Source organism: Nostoc sp. NMS4 (genome assembly GCF_017115095.1).
Classification (GTDB): domain Bacteria; phylum Cyanobacteriota; class Cyanobacteriia; order Cyanobacteriales; family Nostocaceae; genus Nostoc.
Window position 1 is genome coordinate 1 of record NZ_JABXKI010000077.1, and the last position, 26,175, is coordinate 26,175.

The window sequence follows — 26,175 nt, forward strand, 5'->3', positions numbered from 1 at the left end:
AGTGAGTCAGAATGGGCTACGCTAACAGAATGAATTTTGACCGAAAAAGCGGATAGCACAGCGTAAAGCCTTCTCTTCTCCCAAAGGCAGACGCTACGCGAACGAGAGGCTTCTCTTTCAGAGACGCTAACGCGAACGCCAACGGCATAACAACTCTTAGAGACGCTAGCGCGCGCGTAGCTTGCTTCCCCGCAGGGGTACGCTTAGAGCGAGTCAGACGCTCCTACGTCGCTAACGCAATGCTTACCAGCGTCTTGATTCTGACTTCTGAATTCTTCTTCATTCCTTAGCTGAAAATCAATATAGACAAGGGTGAGCAAGAAATGAGCAAGTTTTGGTCTGGAAAGTGAGTAGTAAGAGCAAATAAGCTGTGAAGCGATTAGGTAATAACCGCAGTCTTTTTTGAAATCCAAATCAACTTGCTATTTCCACACCAACAGTAGAGGCTAAACACCTCAAGAAGGGCAACTATGAGAATAAATGCTCGGAGTATCACCTCTTTTATACCAACTAAAGGCAGGTTACTGATAGATAAAGTAGTTCAAAATATGGTATTTCTTTCCATCAAGCGATCGCTATATTGGACTAAAGCGACTCTTTTTTTTCGTCCCATAGTGGCATTTGTCGCTATTTTGCTCGTAGTCCTAACCTATGCAACCCCTACAGCTTTGGCTTCAGACCACCAGGACACAACTTTTCTAGCCACTAAGCTCACTGCTGCGGATCTCACAGATTTGTTTGTGTTTGAGAGTCCGACAAACCCCAAAAATGTTGTCTTAGTGATGGATTTCGACCCTTTGATCGTTTCTGGTGAAAAAAGACCATTCGATCCAAACGTTCTTTATCAATTTAAGATTGATAACACTGGCGACAGTATTGAAGATGTCGTACTCCAATTCAATATAAATGGTAAAGGCTCACAGCAAACTGTCACAGTCCGCGGCCCATGTCGTCCAACCACAGTAGGAACAGAGTCAGCTTTGCTTCCAGTAACTTGGACAGGGCAACTCAACCAAACATTCGCCGCATATAACGGTATGAAGTTCTTTGTTGGAACACGCAAAGACCCATTCTTTTTCGATTTGGAACAGTTCTTTAAAATCATCCCGGATCGGAACTATAGCCTTCAACCTAATCCCAGTCCTCCCTTCACAGTTCTTTCCTTTAGACCACCGGGACAAGCAAAAGACACACTAGCTCCATTCAATGTCCACTCAATTATTGTCGAGTTACCCAGGAAACTGCTTGGTAAAGGCAAGATTGGTGCTTGGATGACAACTAGTGTTAAAACTCCTAGACTCAGAAACGGGCATTTTGCTCAGATTGAGCGGTTAGCAGTTCCAGCCCTGAATGAACTTTTTATGGACTTTAAAGCTCATAATAATAGTAATCTTCAGACACCAACTAAAGACGCTAGCAATCAATCCCAATTCATTCAAGCCTTTGTGAAAGCGATCGGCAGACCTCAAGGTATAGCTGATGCAGTGATCTCAGTGGCAATTCCTGATGTGATCCAAGCTGACCTTTCTAAACCTAGCGGTAGTTATTTTGGGACTCAGCTAGGCAAAAATTTTGGTGGTAGAAGACCAAAAGATGACGTAATTGATGTAACTGCATCTGTTGTCTTTGGTGACGCAGTTACAGGCATTTCTACAGGCCAAATTCCGGGGCTGACTAGCGATAATGTTGGGCCTAATAATGCTAACTTTCTTCCTACCTTCCCCTATTTAGGTAATCCTTTGTAAGGTTTATGCATCTACAAATACTATGGGTGTTAGTGCTGACTAGCCTACTGGTTTTACTAAGACCCTGTGATACACAAGCGCTAAGTTTAGGCTACACCAATGGTAAGTTAGACACATATTCCTCTGCTGTGCAACTGCTGACTGTTAATTCTAGGCAGATATTACCAGTTCAGCAGTCAGATTTAGTCTTCCCCGATTATTTAGAGCGATCGCATATTATCAGCGTCTATGAGGAGAAAGTTGCCCAATCTCCCGATTCCTCAATATTTTTACGTCTGTTAGCCGATCAATATTTGAGGCGCTTTCGAGAAATTGGAGATATAGACGATGTGTTACGAGCAGAACAAGCGGCACGTAGATCCCTGGCACTACAGCCGCGCCATAATGATGTTTCTTCTATGCTCTTAGCATCAGCTTTACTATCTCAACATCAATTTCGGTCAGCTTTAGATGTGTTAAATAATTCATCTGTTGACAATCCCAATATTGTCTCGCTCTTGGCATCAATTCAGATGGAGTTGGGTGATTATGAAGCAACTCATCAACTATTGCAGAACCTTGCACAGGAAGAATCGAACTCTGGTCATAACGCGGTTTTAGCTCGTTATTTAGAGTTAACTGGCAATTTAGCCTCAGCGCGAAAACTGCTAGATGAAGCTATGCAGGAGATGGACTCTTTCTACACGACGAGTGCTGAAACCCGTGCTTGGTTTCATGTGCGGACTGGGGATCTGGCTTTTGCAGCCGGAGATTTTGCCCTGTCTGAGCAGCGATATCGGGAAGCTTTTGAACTCTTTCCACGGCATATAGCTGCCTTTACAGGACTAGCCCGCCTCTATGCAGCACAGCATCGATGGCAGGATGTTCTAAATATCGCCAACCAGGGTATAGAACTGATGCCATTGGTAGAAACGCTGGGGTATAAGGCTGATGCTCAACTAGCTCTGGGAGATCAAGAAGGCGCGGTTGAAACTGAGGATTTAATCGGGGTAGTAGCTTACCTGAGCAAGGTTAAAGGCATCTACGATCGCGCAATGGCTGTCTACTACACTGAACATGGAATCCACTTACCAGAGGCGCTACAAATTGCCCGGAGTGAAGTAGCAGTGCGAGACGATGTATATGCAGAGGATACTTTGGCTTGGGCAGCTGCGGCTAATGGGGAATGGCAAGAAGCGCAAAGGGCAGCACAACGGGCAACTCGCTTCGGAACCGAGGATGCTTTGCTGCAATTTCATGCTGGCATGATTGCACTTCACTTAGGTAAGCGTGAGGAAGCAATAAAGCGATTAACTCAAGCTGTTAGGCTCAATCCTCAATTTCATCACAAGTATGCTGATGAAGCTCGTCAAGTCTTGGCTAACTTAGTACCCTCTGTCTCTTTTCCCACTCCTAACGCTATAGGGAGTTCTTTATGAAAAAGCTACTACATTACTTGGCTTGGAGTACTGCAATCATCACAATATGTTTATTTTGGATGCCGAGGGCGGATGCCCATCCTTTAGGCAATTTTACCATCAATCACTACGCAGGAGTGCAGGTAGCAACCAATGGTGTGGGAATTGATTATGTTCTAGACATGGCAGAGATTCCGGCTTTTCAGGAAATTAATCACTTAGATACTAATCGCGATCGCAAAGCTGAACCTGTAGAGACAGTTCAATACCCCGAACAAAAATGCCAGGAAGTCAACTCACATCTAGAACTGTTGATCGATAAACAGCCTTTAGCACTGTCTTTGAGCAAATCAACAGTCGAATTTCCTCCAGGTGTCGGAGGATTATCTACACTGCGGCTGAGTTGTAATTTTCATGGATCAATGGAGTTAGTCGGCGCGAATCAGTTAATAGAATTTGAAGACAAGTTCTACCCGCAGCGCTTGGGCTGGCGTGAGATGACTGTGGCTGCAAATGGCGTTCCTATTCAAGGTGATTTCACCTCTTTGAGTATCACCAACCGCTTGAGAGATTACCCCACTGAATTACTCAGCAGTCCTCTCGACCAACGTCGGATTTCCTTTAAACTCAATCCGTCTCTGACATCGAGTGAACAAGCGCCTCCGCCATCTGTTAAATCATCCAGCCGCTTAGATAATGCTTTGACAGGAAGAAGCAACGATCTCTTTACTAGCCTAATTACCCAAGAAAATCAGAATTTCCCGACTATTCTAATAGCTCTAGCGATCGCCTTTTTATGGGGTGGTTTACACGCCCTGTCCCCTGGTCATGGAAAAACGATAGTTGGTGCTTATTTGGTGGGTTCCCGCAGTAATGCCCAACACGCCCTATTCCTGGGGCTGATTATGACGATTACCCATACTGCTGGTATATTTGCTCTCGGTCTGGTCACTCTTGGCACATCCCAGTTTATCTTGACAGAGCAATTGTACCCTTGGTTAAGTGTAGTCTCTGGTGTGCTGGTAACTGTAATTGGTCTGAATTTGTTTATCAGTCGATTGCAAGGGACTCAAGTTTCTCATTCACACGATCATGTACATAGTCACCAACACAGCCACGACTTGCATCATCACCATGACCACAATCATGAGCATTCACATCTACCGCCTCACGGTGATGTAAGTTCCATGAAGTGGTCTAGCCTATTAGCGCTGGGAATTTCCGGCGGCTTGTTACCTTGTCCTTCAGCCTTAGTAGTGTTGCTAAGTGCGATCGCAATGGGACGAGTTGGCTTTGGACTAGCGCTGGTGTCTGCCTTTAGCTTAGGTCTAGCAGCCGTACTAACTGGAATCGGCTTAATGCTAGTCTACGCCAAAAATCGGTTTGAGCATTTGCCACTCCAGATACCCAGGATCAAGATGTTACCCGTAGCAAGTGCCTTATGTATTACCCTAATTGGCTTAGGTATTACTTCCCAGGCTTTGCTTGCTCATCCCTGGAACTAGATGAAAGCACTCAGTTTTGTAAAAATAACCTAAAACAACTATATGTCACAAGCAATTAAAGAATCCATCGTCTCAGAAAACAATCTATTTCATCGCTCTACCAAGTTTTTACAAATAGCCAAGCTTAAGAGTTTAAGTGAGCATTCATTTAATTTTTGGCAAAAATCGCTAAGACGTTCAATCCCTATTGTCTTTGCTGCGATGCCTGGGTTGGGCGTAGCCATCGCTCTATCTGTAAGTGTTATCCTGCCATCTCAGGCATCCACTATTTCATATTCTGGTGACACAACAAATGCACCAACTTTTAACCGTCCGCAAACGGAAGGGTTTGAAAGTGGTACAAACCCACCCACATCACTTTCTAGTAATGGTACTGCCGTCCCTTATTACAGCCAGCCTTTCTTAGTTGATACTACTGGCTTATATAATGTTGTAGGTTCTCAAGCTTTTCTGGGCATCCAGTTCTTGTACCAAAACAGCTTCAACCCAACTACCCCATTAGTTAATTTACTTAGTGGGAATGATCCTTTCCCAGATGAAGGCACATCTAGTTTTAGCGGCTTGAGCTTAACTGCCAATAATCAATATTTCTTAGTCACTACTGGATTTGACAATAGCAATAACAGTTTTGGTACTTTTACCAATACCATTACAGGACTTGGCAATATTACACTTGTCCCCGAACCTTCTTCAACTTCCAGCACAGTAATCTTTGGCATTCTTGGAAGCACCTTAATACTAAAACGCAAACTGAAAAAACTAAAATCTGTCAACTAACCTCCGAATGAATCACCCATATTCATTACTTATACCAATTCTCTGTAAACTTGCACTTAATAACTGATTTCTTTCTTTGCATATTTCGCTGTTTGTTGAATAAATATTAAGTGCATCTTAATGGATAATTGGTATTAACTTAACGGAAAATCACCCGTTAATGGCTAAATCTAAACTCCCAAAAGTAGCAATAACTAAGGAATAAGAATTAAATAATATACAATTTATGTCCCTGGTTTACCTCACCCTCAATCCCTCTCCTTATAAAGGAGAGGGAAGCTAGAGACAGGATGAAGTTTTGCATCTTATTTAATCCATGTTCCTAAAGATAGTCGTAGTCTATCTAATTCATTGCTAGTTGTATATGATGATTTTTTCAGAAAATCTTATTTTGAGGAAAATATGAAACGATTTATCTTCATTTCTTTAATAACTGCTTTGTGCATAATCGGCTACTTTGAAATTAGCTTGTCACAGGCTGAAAAACTTTTTTGGCTGAATTTGAGTCTTTGAAATCCTCCCTCACGAAATCATTTCCCACTCCGCCCTCGTAATTTTCGCTGATTAGCTAATTTCTCTTTGCCATAAAATATCTGTAACTCTTGTCATCCCAGCTTTTAGATGACGGCGATAGGTACTGAAAGGCAAATCTAGTAACTCAGCTGCTTGTTCTTGCGTGGGGGCGGGATTTAAATAAGTTCGATAAACAGCGCGGTAGAGTTTTTCATCACGCGGGGATGATTGTAAGGATTCAACTGCTTGTTTCACCAGATTCTGTAAAGCGTTAATGTGTTCGGGTGAGTGCCCAGAGAAGGACTTATCGGAGAGTTGCGTGTCCTTTGGACTCTCGCTCATACTTGCTTTTGTGGCAACTTGTTCTGAGACGCTTCGCAGTACTTCGTACACGCTGCGCGATCGCACTAAGGGATTATTCTGTAATATATCGGGACAACTAAAGTTACGTAACGCATTCTGTACCGCCTCCACAAATTCTGGCTGACTAAGAACTAACAGAGGTTCACCGACTGGAGTATTATCTACAGATTCTCCGGCAGTTGTAACCTCTTTTCGGGCCAAAATTTCCTTCCATGCGGCAGGTGATACAATTCGCCAGTCATGCCCATAAACACCATAGTGTCTTCCCTCAACTGTAAAATCGGTTTCAGAAAGTCGTGTTAAGTCGAAGTAGTTCAACATTGCTGTCCAACTATCTGCTTGGGCACAAGGTAGGAAGGTGTATGCTAACCCCGGTGTTTTCTGAAAATACTGCACAAAATTAATGAAAATTAGACTTTGGGTGGGGGAAACAGCTTGATAGGTGTCCCGCGCCATCCAGAAGCGGAAAATAGTTGCGCCTTCGCTAGGGCGTAATGGTGCATGGGTTTGGAGATATTGCCAAGATGCAAGAGCGCCCGGATCTGCATTCAAATCTTCAACACTTGCTGTATGCAATGCCACCATCATTGCAAATCCCGCAGGTTCGGAGTGCAAGTCACGAAATACTACTATATTCTGCGGTTGGCGCTTCAACCAGTGAGCTGCTATTTTTGCTGATTCTTCGCCTTCGTATTCTGCCACCATCCCCAGCAGTGCGGTTTTGTCAGTTTCCCGTAGTGAGTCCGTCAATAAACTACTTTGCTCACCCCAGGTGAAACAGGATCGAATCGCCGAGTTATCCCGATGCAAAAAAATATAATCAAGTAGCACTCGATGCTTTTCTTGCCCTTGGGTTTGTCCTAGTCGTTTAGTATAATATTGACGCGCTCGGTGGTGTAATTCCGTGTAAAATTCCGAATTACGCCAACGCAAGTCAGCAATTAAAACTTCGCGTGCTAAATCGTGGGGAAATAAACCCAATTGCCCTGATTCGATAAACGACAGTCCCCGCAACCACTCAAATAAATCGTGAACATCAAGTATTTCCCCTAAAGAGTGAGCCTCACTAGCTAAAGTATTTTGAGGCACAGCCAATATTTGATTTAGTGCGGCTTCAGTAGTCACCCGGATCACCGCACAAGCTTCTAAAGCCATACGGTGTTGGGGCGTTGGTACTTCTTTGATGAATCTTGACAACAGTGTTTTAACAACATTGGGAGCAGATTCTGCTTGAAAAGAGATTTCTTTTCCCTGAGCAAACACCTCAGCAACCAAAGATAATGCTAGAGGGTGTCCGTGGGTAAATTCTAGAATCGCCTGGTGTTGTGTGGTGGGAATATCTCGTGTGGTGAGATAAGTTTGACTTTCTTCTGGGGTCAGGTTGCGTAGGGGCAACGTGTGCATTAAAGCTTGCCAACCTGGATCGCTACACCAACCAGATGAGAGAGGATTGCGTCCAGCAATCACAATTAAGGTATTAACAGACAAATGGGGTAAGAATACTTCCCGCAGCCATTCATCTAACTGGGTAATAGCTTCATAAGTATCAATTAAAATTACATTACGTTCTTCTCTTTGCGCTAGCACATCCAGAGGCGAATCTGATTCATTCAATGCCATCAACGAATGCAACGTGCTAATGAAAGATTCTGGCGCGGCTTCTATATTACGTCCTTCTACGTAGATAGTTGAGATTTTTGACCGTTCACAAAACCGTAAAAACTGCTGCATGAGGGTTGTCTTGCCCACACCGCCAGGGCCAAAGACGTGCAAAATGTGAAAAGGTAATTCTCTTGATGCGATCGCATCAAGAAATAGCTCCAGTTCCCGCCCACGTCCTACAAATCTGCGATTTCGTTCTGCACTTAGTCGCTGTAATAGAGATGTCATTGGCATCCCTTCCTTAAATTTTACGTAGGATTACTGTTTTAAAGTATGAAGGATATTTTTGATTTATAAAATCTACTTTGAGAAAATTTATAAATTTTACATCCAAGCTTAAAGGCGCAACAAGTAAGTCTGCGTTGAAAAATCAACCTATGTGACGAAATGTAAAATCAGCCAACAGCTTATAAATCTGTGATTCTAGAGTTTTTACAAAACTAAACATACATGGGTTTTATCGTGCCGACCTACTTACTAGCGAGCCAGTATTAGATAACCTTGTTAATAGCATTGGTTTAGCTATTTAGCCGTAAGCCTCCCACTGAAACGGTACTCCGTTCAGTGGTGAGATATAAGGCGGTTAAAAATAACGCGACCTCCGACCAATTCAATCCGTAGGATTGATAGGAAGGGGGTCAGCGTTATTTTTAACACTCTCTAGATTTGGTAATCTATCAACCCAGTCTTCTACTATCTGCGTGACTGTTTTATCCTTCATTACAGCATAAGAGCGAAGCTTGTTTAATCTGCGTTCAGACATCCTGACATTTAATCTAGTAGTCTTCATATTTGTCTACCCGTTGTTGTCACTTTTATGGTATTATAGTCTTAATAGTTGAGGCAAGACTTGTGAGGACAGCATACCAATACAAGCTACGACCAACAGCAAAACAAGCCATAGAGATAGACAGATGGCTGTCTATGTTATGCGCTCAATATAACTATTTGTTGGCTGATAGATTTGATTGGTACGAGCGAAATTGTTCACCGATTAATGCCTGTCCCCTCGTGTGTTATATACCAATTTTGCGGGATAACCCAGACTATTATTCGCAAAAGAAAACGCTACCACAACTAAAAAAAACTCATCCTTGGTACGGCGAAATTTACTCGCAGGTGCTACAAGATATAGTCAAACGAGTTAAAGTAACTTTTGACCGTTTTTTAAAAGGTGATAGCAATGGGAAACGAAGTGGACGACCTCGGTTTAAATGTCGTGACCGTTATCGCACGTTTACATATCCACAGATAAAAGATGGGTGTCTGCAAGGCAATCTGATTACCTTGCCGATGTTTGGTATAGTTAAAGTTATTTTGCATCGCCCTATTCCAGATGGCTTTAAAATCAAGACTGCATCTGTTACCAAAAAAGCTGATGGTTATTATTTAACTTTAAGCCTTGAAGATGCGACAGTTCCAACAATTAAGCCCGATTTCAACGCGGATTCAATCACGGGTATTGACCTTGGCTTAAAGGAATTTTTGACAACTTCCGATGGTGATGTTGTTTCAATCCCTCAGCATTACCGTAAATCTCAGAAGCGATTGCGGGTCATTCAAAAACGTATCTCACGCCGTAAAAAGGGAAGTAGTCGCCGCAAAAAAGCTATTAAGCAAGTTGCTAAACAACATAAAAAAGTAGCTGATAAGCGTAAAGACTTTCACTTTAAAACTGCCAATAATCTACTGAAAAAATATGATGTCGTAGTTCATGAATATTTAAACGTCAAAGGTCTTTCACGTTCCATGCTGGCGAAGTCTGTACATGATGCTGGATGGTCAAGCTTCCTGTCAATTCTAACCACCAAAGCCGAAAATGCTGGGTTGTTGGTAATCGCAGTGAATCCATCAGGTACGTCACAAGATTGTTCTAGCTGTGGGGTGAAAGTTCCTAAAAAGCTACATGAAAGAACCCATAACTGTCCTAACTGTAATATCAGTTTGTGCAGGGATCTAAATGCAGCTATAAATATAAAAAATAGAGCCGACGGTCACGCGGTTCTTAAAGCTCAACGCCTCCTAAGCAATAGCCGGATTGGTTGAGAAGCCCACACTGTACCTGTACTCAGGTCAGTGTGTGGAGTGTGTCACCTCCCCCAATTGCGACTGGTACAACCCAGCAAAAGTGTTGCAAGGTCGCACCTAAAAGAAACGCTTGTGTAACAATATTTGACACTTTATGCATTTCTTACCTTTTTCTTTCTCCTAGACCTGACTTTTCCCGTTAAGTCTCAAAAAGCTTGCTCATAAAGGATTCTGGACAAAGCACAGTATATACGGTACAGCGATTGAAATTTGTGCTTATCCTGCGATCGCAAACACATTAGAAATGTCTGATTTTACCATTTGGCAGTGGAACAAGCTCGCGGAGTTGGCGTAGCAGATTATATCTTGATTATTTTTTCACAAATAGATTGGTCATCGGCTTAACTCCTTTAGCCGTGTCATTGGCAGAGTTTAAGTATTCATAGATGCCAAAAGCATCTTCAGTAGTTCGTAGCAATGAGTAGTGATTATAGGGTGTGTTATCTACAACGCCCCGTGAGGCGTGGTTAGTAATCACAATTGTCGCAATGTGACCGCCGCCAAAGTTAGCATTACTACCAGGGTCAAAACCACAGCAACCTTGAATTTTGGCTTTGTTAGAGGGATTACTATCTTCATCCCAAGTAATAATAATTGCATTGTTGCCAGACTCAGACCATACTTTAGAAGTGGTGATTTGATTAACAATTTTTCCAATCATCGTATCGCCAGTTTGAATCAGTTTTTGCAATTGGGGACACTCTGCTAAACCGTGCATTTCATGACATTGATTGAAGATAATGTGGCTGTAATTGGGAACTTTACCACTGTTCAAGTCGGTAGTAAATTGATCTATCCCGACTATTTTACTGGATAAATTCGGGTCATCTTGCACTTTTTTGAAATTTAGAAAACCATTATGCTTGACTGCATATAATGCACGGTTGAGACTGGGAGCGACAACAGATTTAGAGCCTGGAGAAGGAATATCTTCAAAATACCCTTTCCAAGTCAGCCCCTTTTCTGATAATTGGTCGATTAAGCTTTTAGAGGTAATAGTGTGGTTGGCATAGTCAGCTTGACGAGAATTGTGGCAAAATTGCTGATTACTATTAGCAAAGCAATAGAAAGCATCATCATCATGAATACCAAAAGTACTGCCGCTTAAAATAGCAACATAGTTAGCTTCGCTAGGATGTACTTCGCCATAGAATTTACTAGCCAAACCATAGGTTTTTGCCAGTTTATTGATGATGGGTGCATTCGGGTTGCCAATAATTTGGTCGTAGGATTTGTTTTCTTCAACAATCACAAAGATATGGTCATATTTAGGGATGGCTTTGTCGTCTGCTGTCGGAGTTGAAACTGCTGCTGTATTTTTAACTATTTGGGGTGGATTAGTAGCTGATTGACTGGGTTTTTGTGAGTTGGATAAACAACTATTGAGTGTGAGGCTCAAACTCAATAAGCAAATATGATGAAGAATTGTTTGAAGTCTAGGGTGTAATGACATGATACTGAGTATAAATTTATTATCCGATCTAAAAGTGGCGTTACCCATTTGGGAACACTAAATTAAGAAATCACCAAAATTTAGCAGTATGGTCAGCACTTTTGCCAGTCTTCCCGGATACCGCATCAGCGAAGAAATCTACAATGGTTCGAGAACCTTGGTTTATCGAGGGTATCGAGAAACTGACTCATTACCTGTAGTCATAAAACTGCTGAAAAATCCTTATCCGAGTTTGGGCGAACTGGTGCAATTTCGTAACCAGTATAGCATTGCCAAACATCTTACCTCACCTAAAATCATTCAAACCTATAGCTTAGAGGCATATCAAAATGGCTATGCTTTAGTGATGGAAGATTTTGGGGGCATTTCTCTCAAAGATTATTTTGCTGGCGAACAGACGCGATATATCGAGTCTTTAAAAGAGTTTTTAGAAATAGCGATCGCACTGTGCAATACCTTAGATATACTCTACCACGAGCGGATTATTCATAAAGATATTAAACCTAGCAATATTTTAATTAATCCTGAAACCAAACAAGTTAAATTAATCGATTTTAGTATTGCATCTTTACTACCACGAGAAACCCAAACACTAATTAATCCCAATGTTTTAGAAGGGACGCTAGCTTATATATCGCCAGAACAAACAGGAAGAATGAATCGGGGGATTGACTATCGTACTGACTTTTATTCAGTCGGGGTTACATTTTACGAGTTACTCACTGGAATTTTACCTTTTCAATCCCACGATCCGATGGAATTGGTGCATTGTCATATTGCTAAACCAGCCCCTTTAGTAAATGAAATTAACCCACAAATCCCATATATTCTCTCAGAAATTGTCATGAAACTCATGGCAAAAAATGTTGAAGACCGCTATCAGAGTGCATTAGGACTGAAGCTTGATTTAGAAAATTGTTTACATCAGCTACAAGTTTCTGGTAGAATCGAGAGTTTTGAAATTGGACAAAGGGATGTGTGCGATCGCTTCATCATTCCTGATAAACTTTATGGACGAGAAACTGAAGTATCGACTCTACTAAAAGCATTTGAGCGAGTCAGCCTTGGTGCAACAGAAATGATGCTGGTAGCAGGTTTTTCTGGAATTGGAAAAACAGCAATTGTCAACGAAGTTCATAAACCAATTGTGCGGCAACGCGGTTATTTTATCAAAGGAAAATACGACCAGTTTGGGCGGAATATTCCCTTCAGTGCTTTTGTACAAGCATTCCGAGATTTAATGGGGCAATTGTTAAGCGAAAATGATGCACAGATTCAGCAATGGAAAAGTAAGATATTATCAGCAGTTGGAGAAAATGGACAAGTAATTATTGAAGTTATCCCAGAACTAGAAATAATCATTGGTCAACAACCATCAGCACCAGAATTATCAGGAACAGCGGCAGAAAGTAGATTTAATTTCTTGTTTCAAACATTTACTCAAGTTTTTACTAGTGCTGAACATCCTTTAGTGATATTTTTAGATGATTTGCAATGGGCAGATTCAGCATCGCTCAAGTTAATGCAGCTATTAATGAGTCAATCAGCAGGGGGATATTTATTATTAATTGGTGCTTATCGAGATAATGAAGTTTTTACTGCCCACCCTTTAATGTTGAGCTTGGAGGAAATTAAAAAATCTCAAGTTAATATTAGCAAAATCAAACTGGCTCCCTTGAGTGTAACCAGCTTAAATCAATTGGTGGCTGAAACTCTCAATTGTTGCCGAGAAAATGCTCAACCATTAACTGAACTTATTTATCAAAAGACCAAAGGAAACCCATTTTTTATTACCCAGTTTTTTAAGTCTCTATATGAAGATAAATTGATTATATTCAATACTACAGAAAGTTACTGGCAATGCGACATGACAGCAGTGAAAGCCTTAGCTATTACTGACGATCTGCTGGAATTTATGGCATTGCAGTTGCAGAAGCTGCCCCAAAAAACGCAGAATGTTTTGAAACTTGCAGCTTGTATTGGTAATCAATTTGATTTAGCGACTTTAGCAATTGTTTCTATCCAATCAGAAGTTGAAACTGCATCGGATTTATGGAGAGCATTGCAAGAGGGATTGATTCTGCCTCAAAGTGAAGCTTATAAGTTTTATGTGAGACAGGAAGCGTATGAGTTAGAAAAAGCTTCCCGGATAGTTCCATATAAATTTATGCACGATCGAGTGCAACAAGCTGCCTATTTTTTAATTCCAGAAGAAGACAAACAAGTTACTCATCTCCAAATTGGGCAGTTACTTCTAGAAAAAACTCCAATAACACAACAAGAAGATAAGATTTTTGAGATTGTTAACCAATTGAATGTTGGGATGAGCTTAATTGTTAACCAAACCGAACGTAATAAATTAGCGCAGTTAAATTTAATAGCAGGGAAAAAAGCTATGGCTGCAACTGCTTATGTTGCGGCGTTGAGATATTTAAATTTAGGAATAGAACTTCTAGGTACTGATAGTTGGGATAATCAGTATGATTTAACTCTAGCTCTATATATAAAAGCAACTGAAACAGCTTATCTTAGCACTCAATTTGAAAAGATTGAAATATTTGCTCAACAGGTGATGAAATATGCTAAAACTCTGCTGGATAAAGTAAAAGTTTATGAAGTTAAAATTTTATCATCCGCAGCCCAAAACAAGCTTCAAGAATCGGCCAATATGGGGCTAGAAATTTTACACTTGTTAGGAGTAAATTTTCCTGACAAGCCAATGCTAGCTGATATTCAGCAGGGTTTAGCTGAAACCTCAGCGAATTTGCAGGAAATAAATATAGAAAATTTAATTACTTTGCCAGAGATGATTATTCCTGAAAAGTTAGCAGCTATGGAGATATTAACAAGTGTAGCTCCTGTGATATTTAAAACTTTGCCGGCTTTATATCCCTTAATTGTCTTTACACAAGTAAATCTCTCGATTAAATATGGCAATGCTCCTCTTTCACCATTTGCTTATGTTGGTTATGGATTAATTTTATGTGGTGTCGTTCAAGATATTGATTCTGGTTATAAATTTGGAGAATTAGCCAAAGAACTGCTGTTTAAATTAAATGTTAAAAAACTGAAAGCAAAAATTTGTTCAATAAATTCTGGCTATATCAACCATTGGAAAGAGCATATAAAGTTTACACTAGCTATGTTGCAATCAGGATATCAAAGCGGGTTGGAAACTGGAGATTTAGAATTTGCAGCTTACTGTGCATTTTTCCAAGGCTGTCATTCCTGCTATATGGGCAAGGAGCTAACAGAAACAGAAAGAAATCTTGCCCTGTACAGCAATGCTATTCATAAATTGAGGCAAGAAAATCCCTTTGGCTGGAATGAAATGTATCGGCAGTTAGTGTTGAACTTACTAGGTAAGTCTCCAAATGTTTGCTATTTGAAAGGTGAAGCCTACAATGAGGAACTATCGCTACCAATTATTACTAAAGCTAACGATCGGTTAGGAATCCATATATTTTATGCAAGTAAGCTAATTTTATGTTATTTATTTGAGGAGTATTTTTTGGCTCTAGAAAATGCTCAAAATGCAGCAGAATATTTAGATGGAGTAATCGGAATGTTTGCTGTTCCCCTATTCCATTTTTATGATTCTTTAGCTAGATTGGCTTTTGTAATGGAATTTAGAACATCTGATGAACGAGATGTTTTGCTCAATCAGGTAAAGGCTAACCAAGAAAAGATGAAAAATTGGGCAAATTATGCGCCAATGAACTTTTTACACAAATACTATTTGGTTGAGGCTGAATTCCATCGTCTTTTGGGTCAAAAAACAGAAGCAATTGAATTTTACGATCGCTCTATTTCCCTGGCGAAAGAAAATGAATACATCCAAGAAGAAGCTCTGGCGAACGAACTAGCAGCGAAATTCTATTTAGAATGGGGTAAAGAAAAAGTGGCTCAAGCATATATGCAAGAAGCTTACTATTGCTATGCTCGCTGGGGTGCATTAGCCAAAGTCGCCGACCTGGAAAGACGTTATCCTCAACTTCTCGCCCCCATCTTAGAGCAAACCCATTCTCCCCTCACAACTAATGAAACAATCTTTACATTAGGGACTGTCACCTCTACCAGTATTAGCAGTGTTTCTGCGGCTTTAGATTTAGCTACTATTCTCAAAGCTTCTCAAACTATCTCAGGGGAAATCGAACTGGAAAAACTGCTTTCGGTATTGCTGCATATTGTCATTGAAAATGCCGGAGCAGATAAATGTGTGTTCATGCTTTTGGAGTCAGATCGTTTGCTAATTCAAGCCTTAGCACGGCTTTCGCAGAGTGCTGTTGATTTTTACCCCATGTTGCTAAACCCGCAGCCTGTGGAAGACTCTGTTGATGTGCCAGTTGGATTAATTAATAGCGTCAAACGCAGTTTACAACCAACGGTAATTATTAATGCCACGGTGCATCCGCAATTAAGCAATGACCCTTATATTGAGCAACAACAGCCCAAGAGTATTCTGTGCAGTCCGATTTTGCATCAGCGTAAGTTGCTGGGCGTGTTGTACCTAGAAAACAAGCTGGCGGCGGGAGCATTTACGAGCGATCGCGTTGAACTGCTCAACTTGCTTTGCGCTCAAGCCGCAATCTCATTGCAAAATGCCCGATTGTATCAGCGAACCCTAAAGTATGCTCAACAATTAGAGGAGTCATTCACCGAATTAAGCACGAGCAATTCTCGGTTTGAGAAACTTGTAGACAACGTTCCTGGGGTTGTTTATCAATATCGAATATCTGTTGATGGGGTAATTTCTCTACGATACATCAGTGCAGACTGTTATGAACTATACGAAATTACAGCCGAGGAAGCGATCGCTAATGTGCAGTTGCTCACAGAAGCAATACATCCAGATGATGCCGCAAGCCACCAACAATCCATTATAGACTCAATGCAAACGCTGATTCCTTGGGAATGGTCAGGTCGAATTGTCACAGCATCGGGCATTCTCAAGTGGATTTACGGCTCGGCTCGAGTAGAACTCCAGACTGATGGAACTCTAGTTTGGGATGGAGTATTGTTGGATATTAGTGAACGTAAAATTGCTGAACTTGCCTTGCAACAAAAATCACTGGAGCTAGAAGCAGCTTTACAAAACCTGCAACAAGCTCAATTACAAATTGTCCAAAGTGAAAAAATGTCTGCACTGGGTAACTTAGTTGCTGGGGTGGCTCACGAAATGAATAATCCTTTGGGCTTTATTACTGCCAGTGTCAAACAAGCTAAACCCATCTTTGCTGATATTGTTAATCACTTAAAGCTTTATCAAGAAAAGTTCCCCACTCCTGGAGATGAAATTCTCATCCATGCCAAAGAAATAGATTTGGAATATAGCTTAGAAGATTTACCAAAAATGATTGATTCGATGAATATGGCCTGTGACAGGCTGAAAAATATCAGTACCAGTCTCCGCACTTTTTCTCGTGCTGATAGAGATTACAAAGTACGGTTTAACATTTATGAAGGCATTGATAGTACAATTCTAATTTTAAAACACCGTCTCAAAGCTAATAACAGCCGTCCGGCAATTGAAATAGTGACGGATTACGGGAACTTACCTCAAATTGAATGCTTTCCAGGACAATTAAATCAAGTATTTATGAATATCCTAGCCAATGCTATTGATGCCTTAGATGAATCAAATATAGGCCGCAGTTTTGAGGAGATTAAAGCCAATCCGAATCGGATTACAATTACCACCTCATTGAAAGAAAAACAGGTTAAGGTGAAAATTGCTGATAATGGTCAAGGGATGAGTGAATCAGTTAAACAAAAAGTATTTGACCACTTGTTTACCACCAAAGGTGTTGGTAAAGGAACGGGATTAGGATTAGCGATCGCACAGTCTATTGTTGTAGAAAAACATGGCGGAACTTTGGATGTGAATTCTACTCTGGGTGTTGGAACAGAATTTGTTATTACCTTACCGATTCTGGCTAAAACTCAAAATTAACTTGGTCGAAAAGATACTTCAATCCCACTAACTAATACTACAATCTGTTAGTTTTACAGCTAAAGCATTGGTGTATCGCCACGGTTGAGAACCACCAATCCAAATCCGCGAGGGTAAATGACCAATTGGTGCTTTGAGACTAAAATTGAATTCCGAATTGGCAGAACTATAATTGTATATATGCCAACCAACTTCGTGACAGAAAATTCCATAGTCTCCATTCACGTTTTTGTAAATAAGTGTCTGTACACTAAAACCAAAGCGTCCATGACTGTAATTCACCCATAAAAGGTTAATGGCTTGCAAATCTGGACAGGGAATTTTCTCAATATCGCTACTAAATATATAGCTACCTTTAGGCTTTGCTAGCAGTTGAGACATCAGTTCCCAAGTTTCTCGATCTGCTAATTGCCATTTTCCTTTTGCTAATAAATCACGCAAATGGGTGTAATCAATAGTACTTACTGTCTGATAATTAGAAATATTTAGCAATTTTTTGGGTTGTTGTTCCAGTTTCTGCAACGCTTCTGTTGCCGATTGGAAGCGTTGCGAAACGGCATTTTGTATAAGTTTGTCTAAAATTTCACAGAGGCGATCGCTAACAGTATTATTTGCTGGTAAATGTTCCAGCCATACCCAGCGATCGTTAGTAATATCGAACAAATCAAAGGGAGAAACATTGGTGAGTAAGTAAATGCAAGTTACACCCAAGCTGTAAAGATCGCTGGCTGGTAATGCCTTTCCTCGCATTTGTTCGGGAGCAATATATTCTGGACTACCTACTATTGTACCTGTACGAAGTCGCCTTGTATTAGTGGCGAGTTTAGCAACTCCGAAATCTATTAAAACTAAGTCTCCTTGAACCGAACGGCGCATAATATTTTCCGGTTTAATATCTCGGTGGATTACTTGGCGGGAATGGATAAATTGCAATGTCAACAATAAACTTTTTAATATCTCCCAAATTTGCGGTTCTTTAAAAACGCCTTGTTGTTGTAATTCCTGGGCGAGTGTTTGTCCATCTACTAATTCTTCGACGATATAAAACTTTTGATTTTGTTCAAAGTGTGCTAGTAATTTGGGTATTTGAGAATGTTCTAGTTCATTGAGACGAAGTGCTTCCTGGTGAAATAAGGTGACTGCCTTGTGCCAAATTTCAGTGTTTTCTTCTTGGAAACATAGCTGTTTGATTGCACATTTTGGTTGATTTGGAAGATGTTCATCAATTGCTAAAAACGTTCTCCCAAAGCCACCGTGTCCAATGACAGCGAGTGGGCGATATCGCTGTTTGAGTAACAATTCTTGACCACAACTATTACAAAAACGAGAGATGTTAGAATTTTGCGGACGTAGGCAATCAAGATTGGTACAGTAGCTCATACTACAGGAGTTCTATTTGTTGCAATCAATATATATAAAGTATTCCCATGCAAACTAAAAAAGATTGCTATACTAGCTACAATTAAAAATGCTTCTTTTGCGTAAGTCCTGTACGAATTACGAATTAGTTAAAGCCTGTATTCATTGCTGAATCAGGCTTTTGATGTTTTTTATGAAATTTGTACGGAGAAGTTTGTTTAATTACTGAATAGCAAATCCTTCTGGTCTGATCGCATCTTCCAAATCAACGCCCATCAGGTTTGTTCCCTGGATATTTGCATTTGTCAGATTTGTATTTTCCAAGTCTGCGTTTTGTAGGTTCGCGGTTTGTAAATTTGCTCCCAAGAGGTTGGCTTTTTCTAGGTCTGCATCAAAAAGGTTTGCTCCCACTAGGTTTGCTCCCAAAAGGTTTACCTTGCCTAAATCTGCTCCTTGAAAGTTAGCCCCTTGTAAGTTTGTTTGCTGTAAGTTAGCTCTTTCTAAGTCTGCGTTTTGTAAGTTAGCACCTTCCAAGTTTGCTGCTTGCAGGTTTGCATCTTTTAACATTGCTCCAGCCAGGTTACAGCCAACACATTCATTGGTTTGTAATAAATGTCTAACGTTTTCTGCTACAGACACTATTGGCAATACAACCGGAGATATCACTGGTGTTGTTACAGGCTCCATTGGCGATTCAACTGGAGATATTGCTGGTGCGGTTACAGACTCCATTGGCGATTCAACTGGAGCTAGTTCAGATTCCGTAGCTATGGATGGTCTTAGTGTTTGCGCTCTAGCGCTGGGCTGGATAAGCAGAGTAAATCCCGCTACAACTACCAGAAATACTGCTTTTACGAGCCACTGAGTTAATTTTTTAGAATTTGATTGATTCATTAGTTCCTTCATAATCTGATTCCTATTGGTGGGCTTGCTTTTATAAGAGCCATCGATAATGTGCTTTATTCTCACTTTAGATAACTTGATTGATAAGAGCAAATATTATTGTTGTTCATATTGATAACTTCAAGTGATTAATAAATCTTTTTGGATGGGAAACGATCGCTGATTTTTTGGCTGATAAGCTAATCGGCATTTAAGTTGCATAAAAGCAGGGCTGAAGCCCTTACTACAAGCGAATCATTCTGGAAAAATGAATGACGATTAGCTTATCAGGAATTGCGATCGCCTTAATCTAATTCCCAAGCATTGCCAGACTAGGTAAAAGTCGATATGTTTCACTTTTAATTAAGATAGAGAGTCCCAAGTAAATTAAGACAAAGGGGAAGATTTTTCGACCGTAGCGAGTTAAAACGGGAGCCATGAGAGGATTACGAGTCAGGTTGTAAGAGAGGAAACACCACACCCCAACAGTGAAATAGCAAACACACAGAATTACACCCAAACTTGGAAGATTGCTACTGGCAAACAACGGTACATAAATTCCAATGTTGTTTCCTCCATTGGCAATGGTGACAGTGGAAACGCGGTAGGTTTGCGGATCGCGGATGGTTGCTAATAGTGATTTCTTCTGGCGGACAGATTTTGCTGGAGAGGTTAAGTCAACTGATACAGCTTGTACTGTCTCTCCCTCTTCTTCTCGACTGATGAGATTACTGATACCAATGGCGACGGGAAGCAAACCCAGCAAACCAATCCAGGTGGTTGGAATAATCAGACCGCCGAAGAAACCAGGGAGACTAGCAAACACTAAGGCTGTGAATCCCAGAAATTCACCGATCACAATATGCTTAGGACGAAAGCTGCGATTGACTTTTCCGAAGAAGGCCGTCAGATATAAGTTGTCGTCAAAGGTAGTTGCAAAAGCGGCAGAGATTCCAATAATTAATGTACTAATTAGCCAAGTCATAATTGTTGCTCACGATAATTCAATGCTGTTCGTCTTAGCCATCTCTGCTTCTCAATGTGAGGGCAGGTTAGGAGATTTTGTGACTGTTTTTCTAACGACAACCAATCGATATTCGTTATTAATCAGCCAATTTCCCAATTTTTAGAGGCAATCGCCTCCAATCAAATTGGTGATTTTTTTCTCAGCAAGGTACCTTGGCAGCTCATGGAGTCAATATTATGACTTTCAACGAAATAAGAGCAAATACTCTTGTTTTTTAAAAGGATAAATAAAAGTGATTGACAATTTGGCTATAGCTTTTGGTATTTCTACCCATTGACTAAATAATTACTAATTCGTAATGACGCGACGCTCTCTACGAGACGCTAAAAGCGAACGAAGACTCGCTAACGCTTCGCTATCGCGGACTCGCTACCGCTACGCTAACGTAATTCGTAATTAGGATTTACACAAAAAAGCTCTTTAATTCCCTAAACCAAATTCTGAGTTCAAAATGCACAAAGCTAGTAGTATTGAATACTGAGCTATTGTTTAAGAAACTTCTATGCGTAGTTTACCGCCGTAGGCATCGCTCTTATTAAAGATAACCCTTGTAAAGCCTGGGATATCCTTGACGGCTAGCATTCAACATCGGTAATATGACTAATTGCCCTCTGACTTCAGTTTTGAGATGTTCAGTAATGTTGGACTTTTAACTTGTAATTATGCTAACCAGTGTTGACCGTTTATTATTTGTCCGGCGAGTCCCGATTTTTAAGGAATTGCGGGATGATTTTATTGTGCGGCTCACTTCAGTGATGAACGAATTGTCATTCCCAGCTAATTACACCATCTTTCGACAAGGAGAAGAAGGGCGATCGCTCTATATTGTCGTGTCCGGTCGAGTTAAAGTTCACATTGGAAATAAACAGTTGGCAGAGGTGGAACAGGGAAAATACTTTGGTGAAATGGCAGTATTTGATACTCAACCTCGCTCCGCCACTGCCACGACTCTAGAACCTTGTGAATTTTTAGAACTGACGCAAGAGCAACTATATGATGCGATCGAAGAAACTCCCGAAATTGCGGTGAATATCATTCGTGAGTTATCTCGTCTGATTCGCAGATTGAACGACGATATGAATGTAACGTTGCGTAGTTAATACACAAATGTAGAGACGTAGCAGCGATACGTCTCTACAAGGATTTTGGATAATGTAAAATCTGGTTCAAAAAAAATGAAACCTGCTGTAAGTTTGATTATTAAACTCAGCACCCATCGCTGCTTATTACTTTGGTTCACCGAGACCAGGAGTTTCTTCTTTCTCAACCTTTGGCACAAAATCAGGACGTTCTTTGCTTTCCCAACCTGCGGGGCGTTTGGAGTTGTACCAAGCTATTGACCCAATGGCGACAGCAGCAATAAAACCAACAACATACACTAAGGTAAAAGCAACAGGAAAATGAGGGGCGGCATCTATAGCTGGTGCTGCTGTTTGCATAAAAAATAAATTCATGAGTATATTCTCCACAGTTAGGTAACACTATTTAACACACTATAAGATCAGCGTATCACCTAACATCCCTCTGTAGTTTAGTTTGAGCAACTTCATATTGCATAAAAAAGACTGGGGGCGGGGCAGGGAGATGAGGGAGACAAGGGAGACAAGGGAGATAAGGGAGACAAGGAGATAAACAAGACTCCTAACTCCTAACTCTTAACTCACCACTCCTAACTCAGCACTCAGCACTCAGCACTCATTAGTCTTTAGGAGGTCTAAGTCTATCCCGCCAGGATGGTTGTGACGGTGAAGAACCTGAAGAACCTGAACTATTTGCAGGGGATGACTCTTGCCGACTTCTTCGAGGCGGGGGTGAATCAGATTCTACTCTTCTAGAGCGCCGCCGTGAAGTAGATGATTCTTCAGAAGAGTTATTAGAACTTGATTCACTGCGATCGCGCCTTCTCCGTCTTGGGGTAGAATCACTTGATTGCTGTTCTTCTTGAGAATATCTTCTTCTGCTTCTACGTCTTTGAGATGAACCACTATCTTCAGAATTTCTCGCACTTTCCCCTTCTGAGTCATCATCATTAGAGGCAATAGAACGATTCAGCACTTGTTTGGGCTTGATGGACTGGGCTTTGATGGTGCCTTTGCGACCGTCTAACTTGGGTCGTTTGGGAAACTTTTCTATGGGCATCCCCGCTACCGCTTTTGCCATAAATTCGTGCCAGGTGTAAGCGGCACTACTACTACTGCCATAAGTGGGGTGGTTATCATCATTACCTAGCCATACCCCTGTCACCATCTGGGGAATGTAACCAATAAACCATAAATCGCGGGCTTCGTCGGAGGTGCCGGTTTTACCTGCAACTGGTCTATTATCTAATTGGGCAGCACCACCAGTTCCCGCTTCAACGACGTTGCGTAGCATCCAAGTCATGATGGCGGCACTGTCAGCGTCAAGGGCGCGTTTTGATTTAAAATTAGCTGACCAGATAACTTTGCCTTGGCGGTTGAGGATGCGGGTAATACCATGAGGTTCTGCGTGCAATCCCTGAGTCGCAAAACTGCCATAAGCGCTGGTCAACTCTAGGAGATTGACTTCATTTGAGCCAAGAGCCAAGGAGTAGGTGGGCTTGAGTTCAGATTTTATCCCCATATCATGGGCAAGTTTAATCGTTGGGGTAAATCCCACATCAATCAACACCTTAACCGCAACAATATTAACAGAGCGGGTGAGAGCATCTCGGATATTCATTGAACCGTGGAAGTTTTCACTATAGTTTTTCGGTTCATAGCCGTCTACGACAAAGGGCGCATCTTCGTAGCTATCGTAAGGGCTTTTGCCGGTAGCGATCGCAGTGGCATATACAAACCCTTTAAATGTCGATCCTGGCTGCCGTTGTGCCTGGGTAACTCGATTAAACTGGTTTTTACCAAAGTCTTTTCCCCCTACCATTGCCTTAATTTCACCGTTTCGGGGGTCTATGGCTACCATTGCTGCTTGTTTAAAGTTTTCCCAGCGTCCTTGATTTCGCAATGTTTTTGCAACTGCCTCTTCTGCGACTTTCTGCCAACTTGGGTTGAGCGTGGTTTCTACTACTAAACCTCCACTTTTTAGCACATTAGCAGAGACATACTTGGGTAATTCTTTTTGGATGTAGCTGGTAAAGTAGGGTGATTCTACTTGGACTCGTTTGGGTAAACTGCTTTTGAGGGTTAATGGTTCCTGAATGGCTGCCTGTCTTTGCTCTGGTGTAATTACTTTATCTTCCTGCATCCGTAGTAATACCAAGTCTCGCCGCCGTTTTGCAGCTTCGGGATTTTTATCTGGGGCGTACAAGCTCGGAGCCGGGGCTAATCCAGCAATTGTTGCCATTTCCGCGAGGGAAAGTTGATCTGGCGACTTACTAAAATATACCCAGGCGGCATCTGCTACACCATAAGCTCCAGATCCCAAATAAACCAAATTCAGGTAACGCTCTAGAATCTGATCTTTGGTTAATTCTTGCTCCATTTTTTGGGCTAGGCGGACTTCCTTGAGTTTGCGCCAGATTGTCTGCTCTTGTTTCAAAAACAGAATCCGCGTTAGCTGTTGGGTGATGGTGCTACCACCTTCTACCACACCTTGCGATCGCAAATTACTCAAACCCGCTCTGACAATCCCTTGCGGATCGACTCCGTTGTGTTGCCTAAATCTTCGATCTTCTGAGGCGATGAAAGCTTTTTTTAAATTATCTGGTATCTGTTCTAGCTTTAACTGTTCTCTGGTCGCTTCACCTTGTTGTTGTAATATGCTGCCATCAGCAGCTTTAATCGTCAGTGTTTGCTCTCTAAGTACAGCATTCAACTCGGACTGATTTGGCAAAGTCCGATCTATTAAACTAACGCCGTAGATCGAGGCAATTATCCCACCACCAACACCCAAACCCGCCCAAAACCAGATGCGGCGATAGAGTGGTCTAGCGCCTGTTGCTCGATTGACCCTCATCTTAGATGGTAAAATTTTCATTTGCTCAGTAACTGCCTCGTCTGCGCCAGATATGCTGGTGGTAAGCTCTCATTCGTTCCTCCTTGTCCAGAGTCACTCAAATTAGTTGGTCTTCGCTTGAACCAGGAGGTAAGCTTCCCCACGTCAGTTCCTCGCTCAAAGTAGTAATTGTATAACCACCATCAATCAACTTTGGGGTTATCTAATTACCATTGTGTTTAGTATAATATCCTATAAATAATTAACTAAATTCACCATTAAGATAATGTTTTTTAAATTTGGTGAATTTAGTTTTGTAAAAAAGCTTTAATTTTGATAAATACTGGGAATATACAGCAGTTTTCTTTTGCAAGCTGTAAAAGCTATCTTAAGGAGAGTATCATGCCTACATCGGGCTACGACGAAGGAGAGCTAAGACGAAGCGCCCTTGCCCTTGGTAGTAATATTGGCGATTCACAGGCAATTTTAGAAGCAGCTATAGAGACTTTAGCCCAAACGCCAGGTATTCTTTTAGAAGCCAGATCCAATTGGTATCAAACCAAAGCGATCGGACCACCACAGCCAGATTACCTAAATGGCTGCGCCACATTACAGGTAAAAATATTACCCCAGCAGTTATTAGAAATTTTGTTAGGAGTTGAACAACAATTTGGGCGTGTGCGTCAAGAACGCTGGGGGCCACGAATCCTAGATTTGGATTTGTTGTTATATGATGACATTATCCTAGATACACCAAATCTCCAGATTCCCCATCCCCGAATGCGGGATCGGGCTTTTGTGTTAGTACCACTGGCAGAAATTGCCCCAGATTGGGTAGAACCAGTTTCTGGGTGTGTTATTAAAGAACTGCTGAAGGAGGTAGACTGTTCAGGTGTACATTTATGGATGGGCAATTAAAAATACCATCCTTAAAAGTAGAAGAACACTGATTTTGCCTCTGTATTCACAGATAATCAGATTTTACTATGCCATTAGGTAGAGAATTACCACAACTGCTAAGACAACGCCTGTTTTATAAAGGACGCAAGTTTGATTTTGAGGTTAATCGCTTGCGTTTGCCCAATAAATCAGAAGGAGAATGGGAATGTATTCGTCACCCTGGTGGTGCCCTCGCTGTGCCGGTGACACCAGAGGGCAAACTTATACTGGTGCGCCAGTATCGTTTTGCAATTCAGGGACGGATATTAGAATTTCCGGCGGGAACTGTGGAAGCAAATGAAGAACCTTTAGAAACAATACAGCGTGAAATTGCCGAAGAAACTGGCTATAGTGCCCAAAAATGGGACAAATTAGGCGAATTTTTCCTAGCTCCTGGCTATTCCGATGAAATTATCTATGCTTTTCTGGCGCGAGATTTAGAAAAGCTGGAGACACCACCACCACAAGATGGAGACGAGGATATCGAAACTGTGTTTATGACTCCTGAAGAGTTAGAAAAAGCTATTCTGGAGGGAGAGCCGGTAGATGCTAAATCAGTTTCTAGCTTTTTTCTGGCGCGTCCGTTTTTAGGTTAATACC

The 26,175-nt window shown here is 41.3% G+C and carries 17 protein-coding genes; 9 read left to right on the forward strand and 8 right to left on the reverse strand.

Going from position 1 to position 26,175, the window contains the following annotated elements; translation table 11 throughout:
• Positions 1-470 precede the first annotated feature (470 nt).
• From HWQ37_RS04480 to HWQ37_RS04495, 4 genes are read left to right on the forward strand one after another with little or no spacing between them, the layout of a single operon-like run.
• Positions 471-1,745 carry a DUF4331 domain-containing protein gene (locus HWQ37_RS04480; RefSeq protein ID WP_292744319.1) on the forward strand — a complete coding sequence of 425 codons (1,275 nt, stop codon included), beginning with the start codon at positions 471-473 and terminating at the stop codon, positions 1,743-1,745.
• 5 nt (positions 1,746-1,750) lie between these two features.
• Positions 1,751-3,163, forward strand: coding sequence for a tetratricopeptide repeat protein (locus HWQ37_RS04485; RefSeq protein ID WP_292744322.1), 1,413 nt, complete (start codon positions 1,751-1,753; stop codon positions 3,161-3,163).
• Entirely contained in the window at positions 3,160-4,647 is a 1,488-nt protein-coding gene (locus HWQ37_RS04490) for a nickel/cobalt transporter (protein WP_292744324.1), read from the forward strand. Before HWQ37_RS04485 ends, HWQ37_RS04490 begins: the two co-directional genes overlap by 4 nt.
• A 42-nt stretch (positions 4,648-4,689) precedes the next feature.
• Positions 4,690-5,424 (forward strand): hypothetical protein, encoded by a 735-nt coding sequence (locus HWQ37_RS04495; RefSeq protein WP_292744327.1) that lies wholly within the window; start codon positions 4,690-4,692, stop codon positions 5,422-5,424.
• Positions 5,425-5,988: 564 nt separating this feature from the next.
• Here HWQ37_RS04495 and HWQ37_RS04500 read toward each other — a convergent pair.
• Both HWQ37_RS04500 and HWQ37_RS04505 read right to left on the reverse strand, forming a co-directional pair.
• Positions 5,989-8,190: an ATP-binding protein gene (locus HWQ37_RS04500; protein ID WP_292744330.1), complete on the reverse strand. Its 2,202-nt coding sequence runs from the start codon at positions 8,188-8,190 to the stop codon at positions 5,989-5,991.
• A 382-nt stretch (positions 8,191-8,572) separates the two neighbouring features.
• Positions 8,573-8,752, reverse strand: coding sequence for a hypothetical protein (locus HWQ37_RS04505; protein ID WP_292744332.1), 180 nt, complete (start codon positions 8,750-8,752; stop codon positions 8,573-8,575).
• A 62-nt stretch (positions 8,753-8,814) separates the two neighbouring features.
• On the opposite strand from HWQ37_RS04505, the gene HWQ37_RS04510 reads away from it, so the two are divergent.
• The gene (locus HWQ37_RS04510; RefSeq protein WP_292744335.1) at positions 8,815-10,008 is read left to right on the forward strand and encodes an RNA-guided endonuclease InsQ/TnpB family protein; all 1,194 of its coding nucleotides are present in this window, start codon (positions 8,815-8,817) and stop codon (positions 10,006-10,008) included.
• 352 nt (positions 10,009-10,360) lie between these two features.
• Here the strand turns inward: HWQ37_RS04510 and HWQ37_RS04515 are convergent, their stop codons facing one another.
• The gene (locus HWQ37_RS04515; protein WP_292744338.1) at positions 10,361-11,503 is read right to left on the reverse strand and encodes an alkaline phosphatase family protein; all 1,143 of its coding nucleotides are present in this window, start codon (positions 11,501-11,503) and stop codon (positions 10,361-10,363) included.
• Between the two features lie 88 nt (positions 11,504-11,591).
• On the opposite strand from HWQ37_RS04515, the gene HWQ37_RS04520 reads away from it, so the two are divergent.
• Positions 11,592-17,456, forward strand: coding sequence for a trifunctional serine/threonine-protein kinase/ATP-binding protein/sensor histidine kinase (locus tag HWQ37_RS04520; protein ID WP_292744341.1), 5,865 nt, complete (start codon positions 11,592-11,594; stop codon positions 17,454-17,456).
• Positions 17,457-17,483: 27 nt separating this feature from the next.
• On the opposite strand, the gene HWQ37_RS04525 is transcribed toward HWQ37_RS04520, so the two are convergent.
• The 3 genes from HWQ37_RS04525 to HWQ37_RS04535 all read right to left on the reverse strand — a co-directional run bounded on the left by HWQ37_RS04525 (position 17,484) and on the right by HWQ37_RS04535 (position 20,682).
• Positions 17,484-18,836, reverse strand: a complete 1,353-nt coding sequence (locus HWQ37_RS04525) for a serine/threonine-protein kinase (protein ID WP_292744343.1) — start codon at positions 18,834-18,836, stop codon at positions 17,484-17,486.
• A gap of 201 nt (positions 18,837-19,037) precedes the next feature.
• Entirely contained in the window at positions 19,038-19,709 is a 672-nt protein-coding gene (locus HWQ37_RS04530) for a pentapeptide repeat-containing protein (RefSeq protein WP_292744385.1), read from the reverse strand.
• 298 nt (positions 19,710-20,007) lie between these two features.
• Entirely contained in the window at positions 20,008-20,682 is a 675-nt protein-coding gene (locus HWQ37_RS04535; protein ID WP_292744346.1) for a cadmium resistance transporter, read from the reverse strand.
• A 704-nt stretch (positions 20,683-21,386) separates the two neighbouring features.
• On the opposite strand from HWQ37_RS04535, the gene HWQ37_RS04540 reads away from it, so the two are divergent.
• The gene (locus tag HWQ37_RS04540) at positions 21,387-21,824 is read left to right on the forward strand and encodes a cyclic nucleotide-binding domain-containing protein (RefSeq protein WP_292744348.1); all 438 of its coding nucleotides are present in this window, start codon (positions 21,387-21,389) and stop codon (positions 21,822-21,824) included.
• A gap of 126 nt (positions 21,825-21,950) precedes the next feature.
• Here HWQ37_RS04540 and psb35 read toward each other — a convergent pair whose 3' ends face one another.
• Together psb35 and HWQ37_RS04550 are read right to left on the reverse strand one after the other, a co-directional pair.
• Complete coding sequence (gene psb35, locus HWQ37_RS04545) at positions 21,951-22,178, reverse strand: photosystem II assembly protein Psb35 (RefSeq protein ID WP_292744351.1); 228 nt, start codon at positions 22,176-22,178, stop codon at positions 21,951-21,953.
• Between the two features lie 244 nt (positions 22,179-22,422).
• Positions 22,423-24,678: a transglycosylase domain-containing protein gene (locus tag HWQ37_RS04550; RefSeq protein ID WP_292744353.1), complete on the reverse strand. Its 2,256-nt coding sequence runs from the start codon at positions 24,676-24,678 to the stop codon at positions 22,423-22,425.
• A gap of 360 nt (positions 24,679-25,038) precedes the next feature.
• Here HWQ37_RS04550 and folK point away from each other — a divergent pair, with 360 nt between their 5' ends.
• On the forward strand, positions 25,039-25,554 hold the full coding sequence (folK, locus tag HWQ37_RS04555) for a 2-amino-4-hydroxy-6-hydroxymethyldihydropteridine diphosphokinase (protein ID WP_292744355.1): 516 nt from the start codon (positions 25,039-25,041) through the stop codon (positions 25,552-25,554).
• A gap of 68 nt (positions 25,555-25,622) precedes the next feature.
• Entirely contained in the window at positions 25,623-26,171 is a 549-nt protein-coding gene (locus HWQ37_RS04560) for an NUDIX hydrolase (protein ID WP_292744358.1), read from the forward strand.
• Positions 26,172-26,175 lie beyond the last annotated feature (4 nt).